16 protein-coding genes are annotated in these 23,494 nt (G+C 35.7%); 4 read left to right on the top strand and 12 right to left on the bottom strand.

What is annotated here, in order from left to right:
• Window positions 1–62: 62 nt before the first annotated feature.
• Window positions 63–6,593, top strand: a complete 6,531-nt coding sequence (locus tag ACRDEC_RS04160; protein WP_431497079.1) for a carboxypeptidase-like regulatory domain-containing protein — start codon at window positions 63–65, stop codon at window positions 6,591–6,593.
• Window positions 6,594–6,629: 36 nt separating this feature from the next.
• On the opposite strand, the gene ACRDEC_RS04155 is transcribed toward ACRDEC_RS04160, so the two are convergent.
• The 3 genes from ACRDEC_RS04155 to ACRDEC_RS04145 all read right to left on the bottom strand — a co-directional run bounded on the left by ACRDEC_RS04155 (window position 6,630) and on the right by ACRDEC_RS04145 (window position 12,070).
• The gene (locus tag ACRDEC_RS04155; protein WP_431497078.1) at window positions 6,630–8,858 is read right to left on the bottom strand and encodes a hypothetical protein; all 2,229 of its coding nucleotides are present in this window, start codon (window positions 8,856–8,858) and stop codon (window positions 6,630–6,632) included.
• The gene (locus tag ACRDEC_RS04150) at window positions 8,821–9,819 is read right to left on the bottom strand and encodes a hypothetical protein (protein WP_431497077.1); all 999 of its coding nucleotides are present in this window, start codon (window positions 9,817–9,819) and stop codon (window positions 8,821–8,823) included. The genes ACRDEC_RS04155 and ACRDEC_RS04150 overlap by 38 nt, the downstream gene beginning before the upstream one ends.
• 100 nt (window positions 9,820–9,919) lie before the next feature.
• On the bottom strand, window positions 9,920–12,070 hold the full coding sequence (locus ACRDEC_RS04145; protein ID WP_431497076.1) for a S46 family peptidase: 2,151 nt from the start codon (window positions 12,068–12,070) through the stop codon (window positions 9,920–9,922).
• A gap of 194 nt (window positions 12,071–12,264) precedes the next feature.
• Between ACRDEC_RS04145 and lysM the strand changes: the two genes are divergently transcribed.
• Complete coding sequence (lysM, locus tag ACRDEC_RS04140; RefSeq protein WP_431497075.1) at window positions 12,265–12,726, top strand: peptidoglycan-binding protein LysM; 462 nt, start codon at window positions 12,265–12,267, stop codon at window positions 12,724–12,726.
• Window positions 12,727–12,780: 54 nt separating this feature from the next.
• Here lysM and obgE read toward each other — a convergent pair whose 3' ends face one another.
• The 4 genes from obgE to hpt all read right to left on the bottom strand — a co-directional run bounded on the left by obgE (window position 12,781) and on the right by hpt (window position 16,507).
• Window positions 12,781–13,788: a GTPase ObgE gene (obgE, locus tag ACRDEC_RS04135; protein WP_431497074.1), complete on the bottom strand. Its 1,008-nt coding sequence runs from the start codon at window positions 13,786–13,788 to the stop codon at window positions 12,781–12,783.
• 256 nt (window positions 13,789–14,044) lie between these two features.
• Window positions 14,045–15,280, bottom strand: a complete 1,236-nt coding sequence (locus ACRDEC_RS04130; protein WP_431497195.1) for a hemolysin family protein — start codon at window positions 15,278–15,280, stop codon at window positions 14,045–14,047.
• An 88-nt stretch (window positions 15,281–15,368) separates the two neighbouring features.
• A complete protein-coding gene (locus tag ACRDEC_RS04125; protein WP_431497073.1) occupies window positions 15,369–15,941 on the bottom strand; it encodes an adenylate kinase in 573 nt (190 codons plus the stop codon).
• Between the two features lie 32 nt (window positions 15,942–15,973).
• The gene (gene hpt / locus ACRDEC_RS04120; RefSeq protein WP_431497072.1) at window positions 15,974–16,507 is read right to left on the bottom strand and encodes a hypoxanthine phosphoribosyltransferase; all 534 of its coding nucleotides are present in this window, start codon (window positions 16,505–16,507) and stop codon (window positions 15,974–15,976) included.
• A gap of 88 nt (window positions 16,508–16,595) precedes the next feature.
• Between hpt and ACRDEC_RS04115 the strand changes: the two genes are divergently transcribed.
• Complete coding sequence (locus tag ACRDEC_RS04115; protein ID WP_431497071.1) at window positions 16,596–17,159, top strand: hypothetical protein; 564 nt, start codon at window positions 16,596–16,598, stop codon at window positions 17,157–17,159.
• Window positions 17,160–17,179: 20 nt separating this feature from the next.
• On the top strand, window positions 17,180–18,340 hold the full coding sequence (locus ACRDEC_RS04110; RefSeq protein WP_431497070.1) for a hypothetical protein: 1,161 nt from the start codon (window positions 17,180–17,182) through the stop codon (window positions 18,338–18,340).
• Window positions 18,341–18,346: 6 nt separating this feature from the next.
• Here the strand turns inward: ACRDEC_RS04110 and ACRDEC_RS04105 are convergent, their stop codons facing one another.
• From ACRDEC_RS04105 to ACRDEC_RS04085, 5 genes are all read right to left on the bottom strand, one after another.
• A complete protein-coding gene (locus ACRDEC_RS04105) occupies window positions 18,347–18,589 on the bottom strand; it encodes an Ada metal-binding domain-containing protein (protein WP_431497069.1) in 243 nt (80 codons plus the stop codon).
• A gap of 3 nt (window positions 18,590–18,592) precedes the next feature.
• Window positions 18,593–19,306 carry a 2OG-Fe(II) oxygenase gene (locus tag ACRDEC_RS04100; RefSeq protein WP_431497068.1) on the bottom strand — a complete coding sequence of 238 codons (714 nt, stop codon included), beginning with the start codon at window positions 19,304–19,306 and terminating at the stop codon, window positions 18,593–18,595.
• 11 nt (window positions 19,307–19,317) lie between these two features.
• Complete coding sequence (locus ACRDEC_RS04095) at window positions 19,318–20,166, bottom strand: bifunctional helix-turn-helix domain-containing protein/methylated-DNA--[protein]-cysteine S-methyltransferase (protein ID WP_431497067.1); 849 nt, start codon at window positions 20,164–20,166, stop codon at window positions 19,318–19,320.
• 242 nt (window positions 20,167–20,408) lie between these two features.
• Window positions 20,409–22,046, bottom strand: a complete 1,638-nt coding sequence (locus ACRDEC_RS04090) for a thiol protease/hemagglutinin PrtT (RefSeq protein WP_431497066.1) — start codon at window positions 22,044–22,046, stop codon at window positions 20,409–20,411.
• Window positions 22,047–22,054: 8 nt separating this feature from the next.
• Entirely contained in the window at window positions 22,055–23,071 is a 1,017-nt protein-coding gene (locus ACRDEC_RS04085; protein ID WP_431497065.1) for a hypothetical protein, read from the bottom strand.
• Between the last annotated feature and the right edge of the window lie 423 nt (window positions 23,072–23,494).

The raw sequence follows: 23,494 nt of genomic DNA, 5'->3' as shown, positions 1-23,494 counted from the left end.
AAAAACAGCATTCCCTCCCAACCTTTTTTGAAAATCGGACCTCTATAACTAAAAACAAGCCTATGAAAAATATATTTTTTGCCTTACTATTTATTTCAACTTCATTATGGGCACAGGATTATGAAAAAAACTGGAATAAGGTTATTGAATATGAAAGTGCTGAAAAAATAAAATCGGCGAATGAAGAAGTCCAGAAAATTTACGGTAAAGCGAAGCAAAAAGGTGCTGAATCTGAAATAATCAAGACTTTTTTTTATACTTCAAAATATTTACAGAAACTGGATGAAAATGCTCAATCCAAAATCATTGCTAATTTAAAAAAAGAAACTTCGGAATTAAGCATTCCTTCCCAATCGATTTTATATTATGTATACGCAAAATGCCTTGAAAAGCATCTGTATCAAAACAGATATCAAATAAGAAACCGAACAGCAACGGATAGCATCTATAGTGATGATTTCTTGACTTGGTCAGTAAGTACTTTAGAAACTGAAATTAAAAATGCTTATGAAAAAAGTATTGCTAATGAAGAAATAATACAAAAAACGCCTTTGCTTCCTTATGAATCAATATTTGATTTTCTGAAATACGAAGATTTTAAGGACATGACAGTTTTTGATTTTCTTGGTTCCGAAGTCGTGTCTTATTATACCGATAAAATTAAAAATAAAGACTTAAACACAAAAGAGTACGAAAACAATAAAGATTTGTTCTTTGATACATCCGCTAATTTCTCGACAGTTTCGTTTGATTTCATAAAAGACAGCAGCCTAAATCGCATACTTACTTTATATCAAAAACTGGAAAAAAACAAAAAAACAAAGCAAACGCATCAGTTTGAAAGATTAGTATTCTGCAAACAGAATTTATTTCATGACAATGGTTATTATTTACACATCCTTTCTACATTTCAAAAAAGTCATTTGTACAATGAAATCCTTCAAAAAGTACTCTTTGAAAAAGCAGAAATATACCAAAATACAGCCTCCAAAAAAGAATTTCCAAACAATAATATTATTGCCGTTCAACTTTATGACAGCATATTAAATCTGAGTCGTTCTGTCACTTACAAAAAAGCTATTCTCGCAAAGAATCGGATTACATCGAAGAATCTTGGATTAAAATTGCTAAAACAAATTTACACCAAGGAAAATTCACGAGCCTTCATCAATTATAAAAATACAGACAACATTACTTTTTCTTTTTACAGAATAGGTCAAAACAGATTCAACAATGAAAAATTTAATTCAATACAAAACGACAGTATTGTAGCTTTAATCATAAAGAATAAAATTCCGGTAAAAAAAGCATCTTATTCACTCGAAAACAAAAAAGACTATTTTCCTTATACCACAGAAGTTCTTCTTCCTCAGCTGGAAACAGGACATTATTTAGTATATATGGAAAGTGAACAAAAAAACGATTCCATAAGAACAAAAGCTTTTGATTATGAAACCCTTACAGTAACTAGTTTATCGTTGCTGAGCCATATCAAAAACAATAATATTTACTATCAGGCGCTTGACAGAAAAACAGGAATTCCTATAAAAGAAGTCAAAATACAATCGGATGATTTTGTAGTATTTACTGATGAAAACGGTAAAGCCGAAGCAAAACTACCAAAAAATGCCCACTATTATAAAAACGATCTTTTTGCCACTAAGGACAACGATTCATTATATATAAAAAAAGACTACATAAGTAGTTTCAGTGATAAAGACAATGATGAAAAAACAAAGTCAAAAATAGAGTTCTATCTTGACAGAGCTATTTACAGGCCTGGACAAACAGTATATTACAAAGGCATTGCTTTGCTGCAAAAAAAAGACCAGACAAATGTGGCACCTAATCTACTTGTAAAAGTAACGCTTCAGGATGCAGATGACAACGACATAAAAGAGATTGAAGTTATTACTAATGAATTTGGTTCTTTTTCAGGCGAGTTTATTTTACCCAAAACAGGGATTACCGGAGATTTTAAAATTATCGCGGATGAACCTGACGGCATGAAAAAAGACGCTTTGTATGATATAAAAAATGACGAACATCCTTTCTGGGATAACAACGAAAACCGTAATTCGGAAATTACCTTTAAAGTCGAAGAATACAAACGTCCGAAATTCGAAATAACATTCAACCCTATTAAAGAAACTTACGTTGTTAATCAGAAGATTTCTGTAACAGGAAATGCCAAATCTTTTTCAGGAAGTTCCATATCCAACTCAAAAGTAACCTACAAAATTGATCGGAAATCATACCGAAATAACAGAAGTTATTATCCAGAAGAAGAAGAAACCATAGCGGAAGGAGAAACCAAAACAGACGCTTCAGGCAATTTTACGGTAACCTTTATTGCAGAACCTTATGACAATTTTACACAAGAATCACTTCCTGTTTTCAGCTACACTATTTCAACATCTGTAACAGATATTAATGGAGAAACACGAAGCAATGAAACTTCAGTTAATGCTGGTTATCATTCTTTGAATTTAAAAACCGAATTATCTCCAATAATCGAAACCGGTAAAAAAGAGACCTTAACCCTGAGCAGTGAAAATCTAAACCATGAATTTGTTCCTGTGAAAGGCCAACTTCAATTTTACTTCGTAGGACCAATTAGTAATAAATGGAAAACCAGAAGTTTTGGAGACCCTGAAATTAAAACAATTCCCAGCATCGAATTTGAGCAATTATTTCCTTACGAAAAAAACACTGAGACCAATAGTTATAAAGAAACGCTCGTATTAACGAAATTTGTGAATACGGAAACCGATAAAAAAATGCTATTAGAGTTTCTTTCTTTGTGGAAAACAGGAAATTACAAAGTGGTTTTTTCAGCTAAGGATCTTTTTGGAAGCCCTGTGGAAAACACTTCGCAATTTAAATTATTGCAAAGCAGTGACAAGCAAAAACCCTCTGAAGAATTATTTTCAATTAAACAAATAAACGAGAACTCTAAAAAAGACGGTTTTGCCTTAATTGAAATCAATTCTAATTTTGGCGATTTACATCTAAACTCAAGTGTTTTTTACAACAATATTGAATACTATTCAACCGATATTCAACTTCAGGATAAGAAAGCCAGAATCAGGATCCCAATTAAAAACAATTTTAAAAGTGGTATTGCCATACAATTTCAAACCATTTTTGAAAACCAGCACATCGACAAAGGATTCCCTATCACATTATTTGACGAAGTGCCAAAACTTCAGTTTGAAGTAGAAAATTTACGCAGTAAAATAGAACCTAACAGCAAAGAAAACTGGGTTTTTAAAATCAAAGGAACCGCTAAAAACGACGCTGAAGTTTTAGCTTCCATGTACGACAGTTCACTGGATCAGTTCACAACAAAAAACTGGCAGTTTTTAGATTTCAAAAAATATTTTAATAATTACGCAAGCAGAAAATCGGCTTTGGGATTTGATACTTCTAACAATTCTCTAAAATATTTGAATGACGATAACAACCATGCTGCTGTATATGAAAAGAAAAACAACTTACTTTGGTTTGGGTTTAACTTTTCTAACCCAAATGACTATTACAGTAAGAAGCAATACGAATTGCTATTGAAAAGCGGTAAAAGCAAAATGCTGCCCAATTCAAAATTAATCTCGGGAATAGTAACCGACAAGCAAGGCTTGCCTCTTCCGGGTGTTAATGTTATAATTAAAGGAACTGAAAGAGGGACACAAACCGATTTTGACGGTTCTTATCTAATAGATGTCGCACAAGGACAAGAATTAGTTTTTTCTTTTATGGGAATGAAAAATAAAAACATAAAAGTCAATTCCAAAATCCATAATGTGTCATTAAAAGATGATGAAGTGCAATTATCCGAAGTAGTTGTAACCAGTGCTTTTGGAATACAAAGAAAATCACAATCATTAGGCTATGCATCAAGTTCCGTAAGTAGTAATCAAGAAGTTTATCTCCAGAATACAAACGCCTTACAATCTCTTGCAGGAAAAATTTCCGGCATTAATGTAATACCATCTGACGGCACACCCGGCTCATCAGCAAAGGTGATTATACGCGGTATGAGCTCTGTAAAAGGCAATAACGAAGCTTTAGTTATAATTGACGGTGTGATTAGTAATGCTGATGCATTGTCAAAAATTAATGCTTCGGATATTGTTGCAACAACCATTTTAAAAGAAACACAAGCTTCAGCCCTTTATGGCAGTAAAGGAGCAAACGGAGCGCTTATTATCACAACTAAAAAAGTGCTTCAGGAGCTTACACAGGTTCAGGCCCGAAAAAACCTTAACGAAACGGCTTTCTTCTTTCCACAGCTAAAAACCGATAAAAACGGGAAGATCAGTTTTTCATTCAGTTCTCCAGAAGCTTTAACCCAATGGAAACTAAGGCTATTGGCACACAATAAAAAAGCTGTCTCGGGGTATTATGAAAGTTCTGTCATCACTCAAAAGGATTTGATGGTCATCCCCAATTTTCCAAGATTCCTTCGTGAAAAGGATACGCTTTTCGTTTCGGCAAAAATAGCAAATCTAACATCGGAAACTAAAACAGGAATGTCCGTTTTACAGCTTTTTGATGCTACTACTATGGAAGCTGTAGATGCAAAAATGATGAACTCGAACAACATCAGAAATTTTACGATTGCTCCCAGAGAAAATACAGTCGTAACCTGGAAAATTGCCATTCCGGATGGGCTACAAGGTGTTCAGTATAAAGTCTTGGCAAAAGCTGGTAATTATTCTGACGGAGAGGAAAATATCCTGCCTGTTTTGACAAACAACATTCTGGTAACAGAAAGCATCCCTATTTGGGTTCGGGAAAATGCTAAAAAAGAATATACTTTCGAAAATTTAAAAAACAACAAATCATCGACATTACGAAACCATCAGCTTACATTTGAATATACTTCAAACCCAACCTGGGTGGCGATTCAATCACTTCCTTATTTGATAGAATTCGAACACGAATGCGCAGAACAGACTTTTGCAAGGTTTTATGCCAATTCTTTAGCTTCCGAAATTATCAACAGTAATCCTAAAATCGCAACTGTTTTCGAAACATGGAAGAAAAACGGGAACCTGACTTCTAAATTAGAGCAAAACGAAGAATTAAAATCAATACTTCTTGCCGAAACTCCTTGGTTACTTGACATGCAGAACGAAGAAGAAAAGAAAAAGAACCTGGCCTTCCTTTTTGATTTGGACAAAATGAAAAGTTCACAGGAAGCTATTTTCGGTAAGCTAACACAAAAACAAAAAGCATCGGGTGGATTTGCGTGGTTTGATGGCGGAGAAGAAAACGAATACATTACACGTCATATTTTAGCCGGTTTTGGTCATCTGGAAAAGCTGATTAAGAATGATATTTTTGGAGACAGAATCGATGAAATAGCAAAAAAAGGGATTCCTTTTATTGATACGAAATTTTTAGAAGCTCATAAAATAAGAACTAAAGACACAAACGATAAAAATAAATTAATCTGGCTGAATCCTTATTCCGATCTGCATTATTTATATACCAGAAGTTTTTATCTTAAAGAAAATCCACTACCCGAAGATTTAAAAAAAGTAATTGCTGTTTATCTTCAAAACATCAAAACAAACTGGACTTCATATACTTTATATGAAAAAGGCATGGCTTCTTTAACCCTCAACCGTTTTGGAGAAATTACCGTCGCAAAAGACATCATTGAAGGACTCAAAGAAACGGCTTCAAACAATGAAGATTGGGGAATGTATTGGATTGACAATAAAACAGGCTGGTATTGGTATCAGGCGCCTATCGAAACTCAGGCATTACTTATTGAGGCTTTCGCCGAAGTTACTAATGATACTAAATCTGTCGATGCCATGAAAATCTGGTTATTAAAAAACAGACAGACCAAAAATTGGCCAACAACAAAATCTACAACCGAAGCTGTTTATGCATTATTGCTTCAAGGAACAGATTGGCTGAGTGTAAAGGACAACACTGTAATAAAAATTGGTGATGAGGAGCTGATGACCAAAAAAATGTCTGAAAACCAAAAAGAAGCCGAAACAGGTTATTTAAAACTCACTTGGAAAGCGGACGAAATTAAAAAAGAAATGGCTTCAATTACTATTGAAAACAAATCAAAAGTTCCTGGTTTTGGCGGAATTTATTGGCAATATTTTGAAGCCTTAGACAAAATAAAAACCAGTCAGAATGGTGCATTGTCGGTTTCAAAAGAATTATATATCCGAAAAAATAAAGATAAAGTAGAAGTATTGCAAAAAATCACTTCAAAAAACCCACTGAACATTGGCGATTTGGCAACTGTTAGACTAGTCATTACCTGCAAAGAAGACATGGAATTTGTTCACTTAAAAGACATGAGAGCCTCTTGTTTTGAACCAATTGACATATTATCAGAACACAAATACAAAGACGGATTGGGTTATTATATGAGTACGAAAGATACAGCCACTCATCTGTTTTTTGACAACATAAATAAAGGCACCTACGTCATAGAGTATGATGTAAGAGTAAACAATATGGGTAATTTTTCAAATGGAATAACAACAATACAGAGCATGTATGCCCCGGAATACACAAATCATACAAAAGGCATCAGGGTAACGACTAAAGAGTAATAAAGAAAGACGGGCAAAAAACCAGTCTTTCTTTATTTAATTCTCCGAATATTTTCTAAAATAACCGCATTCATTAATTACTTCCTGATAGTATTTTGTTTTGGAATAGTCTTTTTTGAGTTTTTTAAATCCGTTCCAGACAACAAAATCTATTTCGTAAGGTTTAAATTGCGGTGTTTTATAAAACTCGTTTCTTTCAATTTTTGAGAGCATATAAATGGATTTGGCTTTCTGCTCATCATTTTTTGCTTCTTCAAAAGCTTTTTGATAATATATCCCTGACAATTGATTCCCCATCAGCATGTTCTGATAATGATCATCGATGTAATTACCATATTGATTGACAATCCTGTTACCGTAAAATACTCTGGCGTTACCATAATATGACAAATTATAAAAAGCATTACCCAGCAAAAGATTGTTATTGTAATTATCTGCCCCCGAAGCCAAACCATTTTGCATTTCCAGCATTTTTTTAAGGAAAGACAATTTGGTAAATTTGGTTTTTTGATAGGCTGAATGGTCGCAATCGTTGCAGTCTTTTACATTCCCATTGAAAGGATTTCCAGATAAAATAACCTCTTTAGCTTCTTTTGTTTTTTCTAATTGTTCTATTGCCTTCTCAATTTGATTGTTATATGTAAGCTGAATTGCTTTAAATTCGTAAACATCATCCAGAGTGACATTATACAGCGATTGCGCCAGTTTTTCCCAATTTGATTTCTGACTTTTATTAAAAAAAGCTTCCATATTCTTAACCCTCTCCGGATTTAAATAAAAATCTTTTTCTCTGGAAAACAACTCGGCAAGAACGTCGTTTTTCCTGTTTTTATAAAGCACTGAAAGATAGCTTTTCGTCCAATTTGTTAAAAAATTATATCGTAAAGACGAACTATACCCGTTTGTTTTTTCTAGAGAAAAAAGCCATTCCAAATGAGGAAGCAATTTATTTTCTGCAGCAGCGTCAATCTTTTTTACCGAAGCCACTTCATTAAACACTTGGAATAATCTGAGCTGATTTTTAGCCAATTCAGTATCAGGAATATTTTTCTCAGCTTGACTAAAATAATCGGATGCTGCATTATTATTGTTTTTTATTACTTCAAAATATCCCGCGGCAATTTGCCACATATACAAATTAGGAACCTTCTTATCAACAGTTACTTTCGTAATTATCTGATACAGCTTGTCATTCAAATGTGTCTTATCGACAGTCACTTTTTTCCCGTATTCATAATTCCAGTCTGATGAATTCATTTTAGATTCGGCAATATTTATGGCTCGGGTAAGCAAATAGTCCAAATGCGGGTTTTTAGCATCCAAAGCATAAATATTTTCAATCGCCGAAACTTCATCGGCATAATAACCATACAAAGCCCATAAAGCAGCCTTTTGCTGGTTTGTTTTAGCCAAGTTCAAGGACTCTTTAAAGTCTGAATCCTGTTGCGGATGGAAGCAATAAGTTGCTACTGTTCTTAGTCCCGGACAATTATCAAAAACAATGCTATACAAAAAGTTGGATCTGCTGTAGTCTTTATTTTTATACAAAACCCCGGCAACATAAGACAGCCCGCGGTAATAGAGCTCATTCCTACTTACTTCCGCCTGTGTTTTATTAAAGAATGTGACAGCATTGTTTTTATTTTCACTGTAAAAATGTGCTTTCATAGCCTGAAACCAGTACCTGCTTTTGAGAAACGGATCTTTCACCGTTATGTAGACTGACTCTATTTTTTTTGCTTGGGCTATCTTCAAAACATCTTGCTTGTTATAACCACCTTCATCATAATTCCAGCTTAATCTGGTGTTAGCAAATACTTCAATAGATTTAGCCAGATTAAAAAACACAAAGAAGTTTCTGATCTTATCATTTTTCAAATCGTATTTTTTTGCCCAAGCGTTGCTGCTCTTTTTGGATATCGCTTTGGCAACCTCTATGATTTCTGTTTTAGCCGAATCATTTAAAATCAGATATTCCAGGTTTTTATCGCTGATTTTACCACCCAGATAATCTTTCCATTGTGCGACAACCGAATTAGAGAATCGATTGGAATATTCATCATCATATCCTGAATCTCCATAAAACATATTGGTGGTATAAAATAACTTGTTATAGCTTTTATCCTGCACATACGATTCCGGAGCAAAACTGGAATATCCTCCTACCCAATCCCAGTCACCATCGGCACACAAAGAAAGAATTGAAACGACGGCTACTAAAACAGCACTAGAAATTTGCATTATTGGCTTTGAAAAAACACTCATTTTGAAATCTTTTGATATTATTATTATCTAAATCATAGTAAATTATCTCATCAGGCTTTTGAGGAAGATACGTATGCAGCAAACCAACCATTTCCTTCAGATCCTCCGGCGTGACCGTTTCCATTTTTAATTCATCTCCTTCTTGAAAAAAGAATCCTTCGCTCAATGTATTTTTTTTGACCTGAACAAGATCTTCCTTAATAAACTCAAAATTAGGATTTTCTTTGAATTTTTCAGCCTCAACTTTCGAAATCAGGTTCACAATTTTAGTATTTCTAGTGTGTACAATCCATGAAAAAACAGGCAATGCCACATTCAATTTCAGTGGATAATTTTTTAATGACGGTAAGTATCGCTTTGCAATTGCTGCGTCATATATCGAATTTGACTCTTTATCACCCAGCTTACCCATATTGTAAAACATCAAAACGCCATAATCAACAGGCGGAATTTTAGTTTCTTTAAAATACTTTACCTGATGCAAACGTATCGTTGCCGAAATTGTTTTATGGTATTTGCTTTTTAAAATACGCAGAAACTCCATAAAGTTATCCCGGCTTTTTAAAGACCAGTCACAGTCAATCTGAATTTCAGTATTTTGAATTGCATTGGTTTTATCAATTTGGGTTATCAGTTTTAAAACATGTGTAACCAGATTTTCCAAATGAATTGTTTTGGAGAGAAATACTTCATTTTTGATAAATACGACAGGAATAATCTGATAGTTTTTTGGACGAATACCGAAACGAACCGGCGCTATAGGAAAGGGTTCATTATTTACCAAAGCCACATCAAAATACCGGACATAAAGTTTTTTTACTTCATTTTTGGAAAGCGTTTCTTTTTCAGGTTCTGAAAGTTGGAAAACCGTTTTCCAATAATAAAACGAGACATCAGGCGATTGCTTTTTTTCACAGGAAAGCACCAGAACCAAACAACACATAAAGAATATTCTTCTCATTATTTCGGAAGTAAATTTCCTCGCAAAAGTAAGAAAATACAAGCAATAAAAAAACCGTCCCAACAATATCGGGACGGTTTTTATTCATTTGGAATGCGTTTTATTTTATCAATGTCATTTCATCAACAATATGTTTTGCATTTGAGAAATTCTCAATTACCCATAACACATAACGGATATCTACATTAATGGTTCTTTGCAGGTTCTTGTCAAAGATTACGTCACCAGCCATCGCTTCAATGTTTCCGTCGAAAGCAAGACCAATTAACTCTCCTTTTCCGTTTAATACCGGAGAACCGGAATTTCCACCTGTAATATCATTGTCTGTCAAGAAATTTACGTGTAATGAACCATCTTTATCGGCAAAACGACCAAATTCTTTGTTTTTGTTCATTTCAAGAACACGTTCCGGCAAATCAAATTCCTGATCTCCTTTTTTGTATTTCTTTACTTGACCTTGTAATGTTGTATAATTATTGATTTTTGCATCATTACGTTTGTCCGCTGGCAATGAACGAACTTTACCATAAGTTAAACGTAACGTTGAATTAGCGTCAGGGTATTTAATTTCCCCAATTTTAGACTCTCTTAAACCTTCTACCAATTTACGGAAAGCAGCTCCAAAATCGTTTTGTGCTTTTGCAATTTCATCCGATTTTGAAGTTAAGTGTTTCAACATATCATTAGAAAGTACATACAAAGGATCATTAGCCAATACATCTGCATTTGGATTTTCTAAGAACGCCTTGATTTTTTCTTTAGAAGTAAGAATACTGGCATCAAAAGTATCATTTACATATTTAGTAAAATCATTACCATTGGCAGCACCAATTTTTTGAACCATTGGAGCAACCGCATAACCTACAGATTTTGTAGCATACAAACGTAATTCAGCAGACAAAATATCTTTTTCAGCAGGAATATGTACTTCTTTGAAGAATTCATCAGCCATTTCTGTAATTGCCGGAGTCATTTGAGTCCTTTTTGCAACATCTGCTTTTGCATAAGCTTCCAATGCTTTACCAATAGTTCTTCCTACCGGAGCCATTGCTGATGTTCTGAATAATATATTCAAATAATTATCATGACGTGCTTTTTCGTTTGTAAGCTTGTAGAAATTATTGATTGTTCCAACGACGTTTCCGTATTTGGCTTTATTTTCAGGTTTATTTGCCCAAGTATTGAATTTATCCTCTTGACCTGCTTTTGTTTTTGCAGTACCAAATTTAGTAAGTGCATCAATCATCCCTTGACGATTCTTCCAATAGTTGGCAACACCAGCATATTTAGACGCATATACCAAGTTCAGAGATTCACTCTGATCCATGTATTTCTTCATGTTATCCATTCCTGTTTTTGAAGCTTCAACCCAGGCAGGATATGCAAATTTTACATTTTGCTCAATTCCGCCTGCCGGCATCCAACGGTTGGTACGTCCCGGATAACCTAAAATCATGGCGTAATCGTTTTCTTTAACTCCACCAATATTTACTGGCAGATAGTGTTTTGGCTGCAACGGAACATTGTTTGTAGAATATTCTGCCGGATTTCCGTTAGCATCAGCATATACTCGGAACATAGAGAAGTCGGCAGTGTGACGTGGCCATTCCCAGTTATCAGTATCTCCACCAAATTTCCCTAAACTTTCCGGAGGTGTTCCTACCAAGCGAACGTCTTTATAATCTTGGTAAACAAAATAATAATATTCATTCCCTTGAAAAAACGGACGAACAGAAACAGTATATTTCCCTCCTTCGTTATTTTCTTTTTCGATAGCGGCAATTTCCTGATTGATGGCTTTTTCTCTTTCAAGTTCAGTCATCTGATCGTTTACTTTTGACAAAATACGTTTTGAAACGTCATCCATACGAACGAAGAAACGAACAAATAAGCTGGATGGCTTCATTTCTTCTTTTTTACTGCCCGCCCAATAACCGTCTTTTAAATAGTTTTTCTCAGCAGAAGATAATTCAGCAATAGCATCATAACCACAGTGGTGATTTGTTAATACTAAACCGTCTTTTGAAATCATTTCTGCGGTACATCCTCCATTAAACTGAACGATGGCATCTTTTAAACTATGGTGATTGATACTGTAAATTTCTTCAGCAGTTAACTGCAATCCCATTTTTTGCATATCTCTGTGATTTAAACGCTCGATGAACATTAAAAACCACATTCCTTCATCTGCTTTAACACTTGTCGGAACAAGCATAATTGCTACGATTAAGGATAAAAGTAATTTTTTCATAATTGATATTATTTTTAGTGACGCGAATATACTTTTTTTTGGCAATTAGCTGAAAGATAAAGGTCTGTAAAACCCTTTTGTTAAGGAAATTTTAACTTTTTAAGTTAATCTCTAAAAAACATAACTTAAATTTAATAGGATTACTTGGCAATTTTTTTTAAATTTATTTCTTTAACCAATTAATTATCAATACTATGGGACTATTTTCATTTATTAAAGGAGTTGGGACAAAACTCTTCGGAAAAAAAGAAGAGGAAGCACCTGCAGAAGAAAAAGCACAATTGAAAGCAAGCGCTTTATTGGCTCATGTCCAGGCACTAGGACTACCATTCAGGACTTTAAAAGTCTCTTTAAGAGGCGATGATGTTGTGGTAAGCGGCGAAGTTGAAAATCAGGCTGATTCGGAAAAAATCGTATTGGCTTTAGGAAATGTTGAAGGCGTTGACACTGTTGACAATCAAATGACGGTCATAGTTCCTGCACCTGAAGCTCAGTATCACACAGTGGTCGAAGGTGATTGGCTATCAAAAATTGCCGCAAAATATTATGGCGATGCACAAAAATACAATGTCATCTTCGAAGCAAATAAGCCCATGTTGAAAGATCCGGATGAAATCTATCCTGGTCAGGTTTTAAGGATTCCAAATCTGAACTGAATAAAAAAAGGCACTTACAATTGTAAATGCCTTTTTTTATTCAGGTAATTATATTTATGCTTCTGTATTCAACATCTGCCATAATTTATCTTTCAGTTCCGTTAGTCCCTGTTGCGCAACAGACGATATAAACAAATAAGGTATTCCTTTAAAATCTTTATCCAATTGTTTCTTCATTTCTACTTTGAGTTCATCATCCAGCATATCACATTTTGAAACAACAATCAATCTGTCTTTATCAAGCATTTCAGGATTGTAGCGACGTAATTCGTCTAGCAGAATATCGAATTCTTTTTTGATATCATCAGCATCAGCCGGAACTAAAAACAGTAATGTTGAATTTCGTTCAATATGTCTTAAGAAATAATGTCCTAATCCTTTTCCTTCAGCTGCTCCTTCAATAATCCCCGGAATATCAGCAATTACAAACGATTGGAAATCCCTGTAAGCTACAATTCCTAAATTGGGCTTTAATGTCGTAAACGGATAATCAGCAATTTTAGGTTTTGCAGAAGTCAATACAGACAACAAAGTTGATTTTCCGGCATTTGGAAATCCTACTAAACCTACGTCTGCCAAGACTTTTAATTCTAACACTACATCTGCTTCCTGAGCAGGCATTCCCGGTTGAGAATAGCGTGGTGTTTGGTTTGTTGAACTTCTGAAATGCCAGTTTCCAAGACCTCCTTTTCCTCCTTCAACAAGAATCTTTTTTTCTCCTTCTTCTGTAATTTCAAATAGAATTTCGTTGGTGTCTTTATCACGAACTACTGTTCCCAGAGGCACTTCAATAAATTTATCTTCTCCATCATGTCCTGTACTACGGGAGCTTCCTCCGTCACCACCATGTCCGGCTTTGACGTGTCGCGCAAATTTCAAGTGAAATAGCGTCCATAATCCTTTGTTTCCAACTAAATATACGTGTCCGCCTCGGCCACCATCTCCTCCGTCAGGGCCTCCTTTTTCAATAAATTTTTCTCTGTGCAAGTGCGTAGAACCTTTTCCTCCTTTACCGGAAGAAACATATATTTTTACGTAGTCTACAAAATTCCCTTCTGTCATTTTACTCCTTCTCTTTCTTAATTAGTATACAAAAGCTGAAAAATACCTGACAGCCACTGGCTGTCCTCCTTTTAATTTCAAATCTTCTGTCATTTTATTCCTTCTCTTTCTTAATTAGTATACAAAAGCTGAAAAATACCTGACAGCCACTGGCTGTCCTCCTTTTAATTTCAAATCTTCTGTCATTTTATTCCTTCTCTTTCTTAATTAGTATGCAGAAGTCTTTTTTTTAAATCCTTATGTATTTTACTCTTTCTTAATTCAAATCTTTGCTCAGCGAACGTACTAAAACCTTATCAATTTTGATTCCGTCCATGTCAATTACTTCCAGCTCCATTTTATTCCAAATAAGTTTCTCGCCTACTTTTGGAATATAAGATAGCTCCGTCATTATCAATCCGCTAACTGTTGTCACATCATAATCATTAATCAAATCATCCATATCGAAATACGTCAGGAAATCATGTAACGAATAATGACCGTCAACCAACCAAGTTCCGTCTTCACGGGCTATTAGCTGAAATTCTTCTTCATAAAAATCGGAAGCATCACCAACAAGAGCCTCAAGGATGTCGTTTAGCGTTATAATCCCCTGAATCATCCCGTGCTCATCAGTAACCAAAGCGTAGTGTACTTTTGATTTCTTGAATATTTCCAAGGCTTTGTATGCAGAAGTATGCTCAATAAAATAGACAGGTTCTTTCGTTATGGATCGTAAATCGAATTTCCCTTTTTCAAAATTGGCAAATAAATCTTTTAGCAAAACGATCCCTACAACTTCATCAAGATTGTCTTCACAAACCGGATAAACAGAGTGCAATTCATCTAAAACTTTGGCTTTTAGAGATTTCAGATCATCGTCTTCTATCGAAAGATAAACTAATGATTTCCTGTGTGTCATCAGCGAATTTACTTTTCTGTCTCCAATATGGAATACTCGCTCCACAATATCCTGTTCTATCTCCTGTACTTCCCCACCTTCTGTTCCTTCTTTGATAATGGCTTTGATTTCTTCCTCAGTAACTTTACCGTCAGCTGTGGGTTTTATTTTAAGGATATCTAAAATAAAATCAGTCGAAGTAGTCAGTAACCAAATAAAAGGTGCCGTTACAATTGAAACTACTTTCATGGGTACAGCTACTCCTTTTGCAATCGCTTCAGGATAATTCAAACCGATACGCTTGGGCAACAATTCTCCTAAAACTAAGGAGAAAAATGTCAAAATCACCACAACTATCCCGACAGACAGGCTTGCCGAATAGGGTTGAAATAAGGTAAAGCCATCTAAAAACAGTTTAACATCATCTGTCACTTTATCTCCGGAGTAAATCCCGGTAAGAATTCCGATCAGTGTGATTCCTATTTGTACTGTTGAAAGAAATTTATTCGGTGAATTGGCTAAGTCAAGTGCTGTTTTGGCACTGGTATTTCCTTTTTTAGCTGCCGATTCTAATCGGTTTTTCCGAGCAGAAATCAACGCGATTTCCGACATAGAGAAAACACCATTAAGAAGTATTAAGAAGAAAATTATGAGTATTTCCAACGTATTTTGTTTTTGTTATTGTATAGTTTGTACTAAATTACAAATTTTCGATTACATTACTTAATCGTTCTGTAATTTCAGTAATGGTTCCAATACCGTTTACAGCATGGAATTTATTTTGCTCCTTGTAATAATCCATCAAAGGAGCTGTTTTATCATTGTATTCCTGATAACGGTTTCTGATTTTATCTTCATCCTGATCATCAATTCTTCCAGAAGTTTTTCCTCTTTCCAAAAGACGTTGTACTAAAATTTCATCATCAGCCTCAAGCGCAATTGTAGCTGTAATTTCCTGATTTTTAGTTGCCAGAAAATCATCCAGCGCTTTTGATTGTGAAAGTGTTCTTGGGTATCCGTCAAATAAAAATCCGCTGGTATCCTGGTGTTTTTCAACTTCAGCAATAAGCATATTGGTTGTCAGTTCATCCGGCACTAAGTCTCCTCTGTCGATATAGCTTTTGGCTTCAGTTCCTAAAGCTGTATTGTTTTTCATATTGAATCTGAAAATATCTCCTGTCGAAAGATGTGTCAGATTGTATTTTTCTTTTAAAAATTCTGCTTGAGTTCCTTTTCCAGCTCCTGGCTTTCCAAATAAGACAATGTTAATCATTACTGTGAATTATAATTTGAGTTGTGTTTGTGTTAATCTTTAAGTTGGTATACTTCCGGCAGGTTTCTTCCTAAACCATCATAGTCTAAACCGAATCCTACAATGAATTTATTTGGAATTCTAATTCCTACATAATCTAATTTAATATCTTTTTTATAAGCTTCAGGCTTGAAGAAAAGCGTAGCAATCTTAAAATGTTTTACTCCTTGCTTTTTGAAAAGTTCTTTCAATTCTTCAATGGTATTTCCAGTATCTACAATATCTTCGATAATGACAACGGTTCTTCCGGTCAGGTCCTGATTGATCCCGATTAGTTGCTTCACTTCGCTTGTTGAAGATGTCCCTTCATACGAAGCCATTTTTATAAAACTCACTTCGCAAGGAGCGTTATAGTGTTTCATAAAATCAGAAACTACCATAAAAGCACCGTTAAGGACTCCTATAAAAACAGGAATTTCATCAGCAAAATCATCTTCAATTTGCTTTGCCATATTCTGAATGGCGAAATCCAATTCCTGTGCCGAAATAAAAGGAACAAAATATTTGTCGTGTAGTTTGATTTCCATATGTATCTTATAGAATAATTCGCAAAGATAATAAATTAGTGTTCAGTTATTAATCTTACGTTGCCAGATTTTATTTATTTTTGAAACCATGGAAAACCTTTTTTTCAAAAGAATTGACAATAGCAACGCCAGCACAAACTGCAGGAACGGATTGCGGGATTTTGTTTTGCAGCATCCTGAGTACCTGAACGAGCTTTGCACCATCGCCCTCGACACAAATTATAAAAATCACTATAAAGGAGTTTGGATTTTGGAAATGATTGCCGAAAAGCAAACCGAATTGCTTTCAGAATTCGCAGACAGCATCTGTGGCGGTTTTTCTTCCATTAAAAATGATTCTGCTATACGAGACATGTCACGGGTAGCTTTTTTTCTCGGAACCTCAAAAAAAATAACACTCACCGAAGACCAGGAAGAAAAAATCATCGAAATATGCCTGGACTGGCTCATCAGAGACGAACGTGTAGCTTGTAAAGTGTACGCCATGAAGACCCTTCATTTTCTTTCCAAAAAGCACAATTGGATCAAAGAAGAACTCTACAATATTATCGATAAAGATTTTGCCGTTCAGTCGGCAGCATATAAAGCCGCAGCCAGGGAAGTTCTGAAGAAAACAAAACAACAAAGATCGTCACCTGAAATATCCGATTAACTTTGTAAAAAAACAGCGCTATGATTTTCCTTCAATTGCATAAAGTAAAAAATTTAAAATTGGCTTTCAGTTGCCTTTTACTCTTCAGTAGCTCTCTTTTATTTTCCCAGTCCCGATTGACTGATTATTGCTTATCCGATTTAAATGAGTTATTTCCAGAAGAAATGAAGAATAGTAAAATATGGATTGACTCTACAACGGCAGGAATATATATATCGAATTTTCAATTCAGCGAGAGCTATAAGCACGACAATAGTTTTTATAGCTTTAATGTTGCTTCGATGAACCCAAAAATCATCAATTTATACAAGCTAGGCATTACAATGCATCTCAATTTCAGCAAGAAAAGTAAACGCTTTATGGAAAGCCAGCCAATAATTGCTGAACTATTCGATGAGAAATCTGCTTATGTTCGCAGTTTTGATTATGACAAATTCAAATACACCCCAAAAGATTATTTCGATTTTGCCATAGAAATTCTCCGATTGAGCAATGACCAGCTAATTGCCAATACTCTCAACCAAATGACAGAACCAAAACTGGAAAGCAAAAGCAAATTCGACCAGTTTATTGATGATATCAATAAAGCCCAAAAATTAAAGCTTCCCTATATTGTAACTAAAGAAAAAGGAGTAGGAGAACTTAGAGAGTTACTGGTTAGAGGATCAAACAAGAAAATTTCAGACCTTATTTTTGAAACCTATTTACTGAAGAAAAAGGAAGAATTGACAAATCGGGAGATAGACAATTTTTTCAGCATTACAGGCTTTTTCAGTCAAAATGTAGTCTCGAAAATAGACCAAATGCTTTTACAAAGACTTGCCGTGAAATTCGAAACCCCTGCAAGTATTGACTTTCCCGCCAGTATAATTATTCCTGACACAAAAAATGAAACCACCAGTACATTTCTAATGGACAGATTGGAAATCCAATTCGATTTTAAACAGAATAAAACAGAAATCAAAGCTTTTGGCAAATGGAACGCCAAAGCAAAAATAAACTCTGGAAGAAAAGAAGTTTATAAAAAAGGGAAAACGGTTTATAAAGTCATCCATCCGGCTGACAATGAAACACTCGAAAGCAATGAATTACGAATCACAATAGATCAAAAAAACATTATTCTGGAAGCCATTAATTCGCCGGAATCAGACAACTATGAGTTAATCCGCAACGTTTTTTAACTTCAATCATGGCTGTTCTTTCCACCGTTGGTAGGCCGCTTTCATACAATGCCCGCAAGGCCGGAAGCCTTCTTTCTTCGCCTCTTCTTCCGAAACAAAGAAGACCCTGTTTTCTCTCTTCATCCTTTTTCCTGAAGAACAATGCAATATCCCGTAAATTTTAAGCTTCCGATTGCCTCCGAAACCTATCATCTTTTGTCGGATATCTTTTCGCACCTGACTGTCTTTGCTGTTTATATGGAACTGCATATTCTAACTTAAAGCATCATGAAAAATGATTCCAAGCGTATGCCTTTCTCCACTTTGTATTTCACTTACTCCATGTTTCATGGTCGCTCGATAATACCCTTTTACCCCTTTTACCGGACGAAAATTAGTGGTAAAAATCAGCATATCTCCCTTTTTAGGTTTCAAAACAATCGCTTTTGATTGTGCTCTGGGTGTTTGCTGAGTCAATACAAATTCACCTCCGGTAAAATCTTTATCCTGTTCATTTAAAAACAAAACAGTCTGAATGGGAAAATATACCTCTCCATACAAATCCTGATGCAATGTATTGAATCCGCTTTCACCATATTTCAATATCAGAACGGTGGGTTTGATTTGATGCTTATCATGGCACTGCTGTAAAAGTTCGGCATGCTGTAATGGAAAGAACGTATCAATATGCAACACTTTCATCCAGCTGTTCGCAATAACTGCAAGATGAGGATAAACATTTTCTCTTATGGTTTGAATAAGCTCCGGCAGCGGGTAATTGAAATACTTGTATTCCCCTAAACCAAACCGATAACGTTCCATTATCACGGTCTTCCTATAAGCAATCGGGTTCGAATAGTTTTCTTTCAATTCTTCACATTGCTCTTCATTTAATAAACCCGGAATAATTGCAAATCCTTTAGCATGCATTTCTTCTGTTATGCCGGCCCAATTAGCTGCAGCAATTTTTGATTGGATATCTGACATCTGAACTGGATTTAAAATTCCGGATTTGAAGTAACACCCTCCCAGCCTATAATAGCTGTTTTTCTGGTAGTTCCCCACATATAGCCGCCAATTGCTCCTGTGGACTGTATCACACGATGACAAGGGATTAAAAAAGCAACCGGATTACTCCCAATTGCTGTTCCTACTGCTCTTGAAGCATTGGGTTTCTTAATTAGCCGGGCTATATCACCATAGCTAGCCAATTGTCCCATCGGAATTTTCAGTAGAGTTTCCCAAACTTTCAATTGAAAATCAGTTCCTTTTAAATGTAGTTTTATTTCATTCAGCCTACTCCAGTCATTTTGAAAAATAAAGAGCGCATTTTGCTGAATCAAATCGAGCTTTCTGACAAATATTGCATTCGGAAATTTTGCTTTTAACGTTTCCAAAGCTTGCTTTTCATCAGTATAAAATGCCATGTGGCAAAGACCTTTCAAAGTAGAAGCTACAGCAATATGTCCAAAAAGACTTTCAGCAAAACTGTAATTGATCACGAGATTTTTTCCGCCGTTTTTATATTCGGCAGGCGTCATACCTTCTATCCTGACAAACAAATCATGCAAACGACTTGTACCTGAAAGCCCTGTTTCATAAGCTGTATCAAACAAACTGGACTGCGTTTCTTTCAGTATTTTCTTGGCATGCTCAATGCTGACAAATTGCAGAAACTTTTTAGGACTTGTACCAGCCCATTCTGTAAATATTTTTTGGAAATGAAAAGGGCTTAGATGCACTTTTTCTGCAACAGCATCTAAATTAGGCTGCTCTTTAAAATTTTGTATGATATAGTCTATTGCTTCCGCAATACGATTATAATTGATATTTTCCTGTTCGTTCATGACATTGCTTTTATAAATCAAAGGTCAACTATTTCAGCACTGTTTAAAATCCGAAACTTGCTGTATTTTGTTCTGATTTCCAATCGCTGGCAAAGTAATTAAAAATAAATGAGGCCGAGCATTCTTTCGGTTAAATGAAGTGAAACTCCAACAAAAAAGCAACTGCAAAACGGGTTTTTCACCTTTTGCAATTGCCTTTTATTATTTTAGATTTAAATGATTTTAAAATCAGCTGTGTGACATTATTCCTTTACAATCTTTTTAGTGGATTGTCCGTCAAAACTAAGGAAATAAATCCCCGAAGGAATAGCTGTCAAATCCAATAAAGCATGTCTTTCTTTACTAACTGTTTTGGTAAGAAGCAGCTTCCCTACGATGTCATACAATTTCAATTCTTTAACTGAGATTGGATATTCGACGTTCAGCATTCCATTGGTTGGATTTGGATACACTTTGATATCTGAAATCCTCATTTCCTTTGATACATTCTCATCTGCCGTATCATAAATTTCTATAATTGGTCTGCTTGGAATTGCTGCTCCACATCCATCCAAAGCCTGAGCAATAAACAATGAGTTAGACTGTGTTTCAAAACCGTTAGTAAGTAACACAAAACCATTAGCCGGGTCAGCATCCAATCTTACCGTCGATCCGGATGGAATAATGGTAGTACTGTTGCTGACAATCCATGTTCCCGATTGCGTAATTGTATTGGAATAAGTTCCTGTGATACTCACATTAGAAGGACATGGCGCCGGTTTTATATTGATAAGAGCCTGCTCGTTGCTTGGAAAATCACTTTGATTTCCTCCAATTCCTCCTAAACGGTACATTCCGTTATTGCTGCAATTCCACCCCCAATTCATATGGAATTTCGTACCCCAGAAATTTTGGTGGTATCCGTCACAAACCCAAGTGTGACCGCCACTATTACCCCAGCCAGCATATTGTATCGGTCGGCTGTTGTTAAGTTCATTACGTAAAAGATCTTTCCAGTTGTTGTACGAATAATTAGTTCGGCGCACTCCCTGTATTCCGGTATCGTACCTGAAATGGCTGGTATACGAATTTTGGGCCGCCCGCGGATGAAATCCCGATTGGTCATTCAACAAAACCCAGGCACCACTGCTCGAGCAACTGTACTGCATATTAACCGAAATACCAGTATCTGACATAATTCTTCCACGGTCTGCTGCACTTCCGGTCCAGGTATAAGTAGTCGCCCCGAAATTAGCCGCTAAAGTCCCATAAGGTGAAATAAAATAAGAATTGGAGCCGTCTCCTGTAAGAGGATATTGCCAATAATTCATGATTTGAGACATGGCTGTAGCCACACATCCTGAAACAGCTTGACAGCTTCCACTGGTTGGGCACAGCGAATTGTCAGGCCATCCTTGTCCCCAGCAGGTAGAAAGCAAAGGGCCTACAGTCGTAGAACGGTGCGTAATGGTTAGCGGGACACCTGAATCAGAAAGAAGCATTTGCCATTGCTCTGTTGTCGTAGATTCGGGTTCTATATTATTATCGATAATAAACTGTATTTCTTCTCCATAATTTTCGAAAAAATAAAGTATTTCCGGCGATATATTACGAACATCAAAAGAAGCATTAAAATCATAGGCCAATATTGGTTCCTGACGGTCTTCGGCAGCTACGATAACAAATCTCCGATCGTCGATATTGAATATGTAAAAAGCATTTATCCCTCTCGGCGTTATTGCGGTATAAACCAATTGAATATCAGGCCGCTCCGTACTTCCGTTCATAGAAGCATCGAAGTTCTTCGCCGCCAGAATTGCTGACTCCGGAGTGACAGGTGCGCTCCATAAAGCGAAGCAACACAGCAGCGAAATAATTAAATGTAAGGTATTTTTTTTCATGATCCCTATTATTTAGAAAGTGAAACAATAGAAGATTTTAATGCCTGGTTTTCCTTTTTTAATATTTCTATTTCTTTTTTCATTTCAATCATATACAGGGTAAGTTCCTCGATTTTTTCCATCTGCTTTGCCTGCATATCGGCAAGATCCAGACCTTCTTTTTCAATTTCGATGGCAGAAGGAACATTAGGCAAATGTTTGTTCTCTTTTACAAAAGCTTCTACTTCGGAAAGCGGACGCAGCTCATAATTGGCATCAAAAACATAATCTGCCCAATTGGAGGCGCAATAATTAGCTACTTTTATCTTTTCAGTCAAGATACCATCTTTAACATACAACCTGTAACCTCCCGCAAAAGCATTCGTACAGCTTGCCGGGTCGATTCCCATACCTATCTTTCCGTCATCTTTCAGAAGCATGAAGAAATTTCCGCCTCCGCCAGTACTTGGATTCCATGGTTTCCAGAAATTCAAACCTGTATTGGGCACATATTCTATACCCCAGCGTCCATTAGGATAAGCAGTTGGCGCTACATTGTCGCTGAAAACAACCATAGCTCCACCAGCTCCATTGGCACCGGAAACCATTATAGCACCATTATGCACCTGGAATTTTGAAAAAGTATTGGATGCTGTCGATAGGCCTATTGTCAAGGAACCATTCTCTACATATCCATTACCATTTAAGTGAAAATTCTGAAGCGGATTAGCTGTCCCTATTCCAACAAATCCACCTGAATTGATGCGCATTCTTTCCAAACTGGCTGTAGAAAATGCCATCGTATTAGCTAAAGGGCGGAATATTCCGTTTCCACCTCCACCATCATTCTGAGCTGTAGCTGGGGTTGAAACAGCACTTTGGAAACCTATGGCGGGATTGGCAGCTGTATTCCCTTGAGCTGAGAGTATTCTTGCGCCTCCTGCAGATGGCGAAAAAAGAGAAGACCCGGTAATAACCTGCGCATTTAAGCCATTAACAGCCATCGTAACAAGAACTGCTGAGGCCAAAATTTTTAAGTTTTTCATGTTGTTTTTTGTTTAGATTTTTCCCTACTCTATTGTGGCTTTTCAGGTTTCGCCGTTTACGTTTTTATTATTTATTTAAGTGCATCAGACCTTGTTTAACCCAATAAAAATCAGTTAAATACAAACTTGTTTTTACTTAAAACGGCATAAAGGTCACCATATATGTTTGCAACAAAGCATGGTTTTCACGTAAAAAATGTTAAAAATTAAACAGAAAATACTTACATAAAAATAAAGAACTTGATTACTATTCGGAATATAAAACGAAAAAATCCCGGCCATCACCCCGGGATTTCAACAACAAACCTCAATCTCCAATCAATTATTCCCATCCACCCCCAAGTGCGCGGTATAATTCAACATTCGATGACAATCTGTCTTTTTTTATGGAAGCCAATTCCAATTCAGCACTTAAAAGATTGC

The organism is Flavobacterium sp., assembly GCF_050696275.1.
GTDB lineage: Bacteria > Bacteroidota > Bacteroidia > Flavobacteriales > Flavobacteriaceae > Flavobacterium.
This window is presented reverse-complemented; position numbering and strand designations above follow the sequence as displayed.

Bases quoted from the DNA above. Each gene is read 5' to 3' on its own strand.
- ACRDEC_RS04160 (WP_431497079.1), top strand. From the start codon at position 63: ATGAAAAATATATTTTTTGCCTTACTATTTATTTCAACTTCATTATGG.
- ACRDEC_RS04155 (WP_431497078.1), bottom strand. From the start codon at position 8,858: ATGAGTGTTTTTTCAAAGCCAATAATGCAAATTTCTAGTGCTGTTTTA.
- ACRDEC_RS04150 (WP_431497077.1), bottom strand. From the start codon at position 9,819: ATGAGAAGAATATTCTTTATGTGTTGTTTGGTTCTGGTGCTTTCCTGT.
- ACRDEC_RS04145 (WP_431497076.1), bottom strand. From the start codon at position 12,070: ATGAAAAAATTACTTTTATCCTTAATCGTAGCAATTATGCTTGTTCCG.
- lysM (WP_431497075.1), top strand. From the start codon at position 12,265: ATGGGACTATTTTCATTTATTAAAGGAGTTGGGACAAAACTCTTCGGA.
- obgE (WP_431497074.1), bottom strand. From the start codon at position 13,788: ATGACAGAAGGGAATTTTGTAGACTACGTAAAAATATATGTTTCTTCC.
- ACRDEC_RS04130 (WP_431497195.1), bottom strand. From the start codon at position 15,280: ATGTCGGAAATCGCGTTGATTTCTGCTCGGAAAAACCGATTAGAATCG.
- ACRDEC_RS04125 (WP_431497073.1), bottom strand. From the start codon at position 15,941: ATGATTAACATTGTCTTATTTGGAAAGCCAGGAGCTGGAAAAGGAACT.
- hpt (WP_431497072.1), bottom strand. From the start codon at position 16,507: ATGGAAATCAAACTACACGACAAATATTTTGTTCCTTTTATTTCGGCA.
- ACRDEC_RS04115 (WP_431497071.1), top strand. From the start codon at position 16,596: ATGGAAAACCTTTTTTTCAAAAGAATTGACAATAGCAACGCCAGCACA.
- ACRDEC_RS04110 (WP_431497070.1), top strand. From the start codon at position 17,180: ATGATTTTCCTTCAATTGCATAAAGTAAAAAATTTAAAATTGGCTTTC.
- ACRDEC_RS04105 (WP_431497069.1), bottom strand. From the start codon at position 18,589: ATGCAGTTCCATATAAACAGCAAAGACAGTCAGGTGCGAAAAGATATC.
- ACRDEC_RS04100 (WP_431497068.1), bottom strand. From the start codon at position 19,306: ATGTCAGATATCCAATCAAAAATTGCTGCAGCTAATTGGGCCGGCATA.
- ACRDEC_RS04095 (WP_431497067.1), bottom strand. From the start codon at position 20,166: ATGAACGAACAGGAAAATATCAATTATAATCGTATTGCGGAAGCAATA.
- ACRDEC_RS04090 (WP_431497066.1), bottom strand. From the start codon at position 22,046: ATGAAAAAAAATACCTTACATTTAATTATTTCGCTGCTGTGTTGCTTC.
- ACRDEC_RS04085 (WP_431497065.1), bottom strand. From the start codon at position 23,071: ATGAAAAACTTAAAAATTTTGGCCTCAGCAGTTCTTGTTACGATGGCT.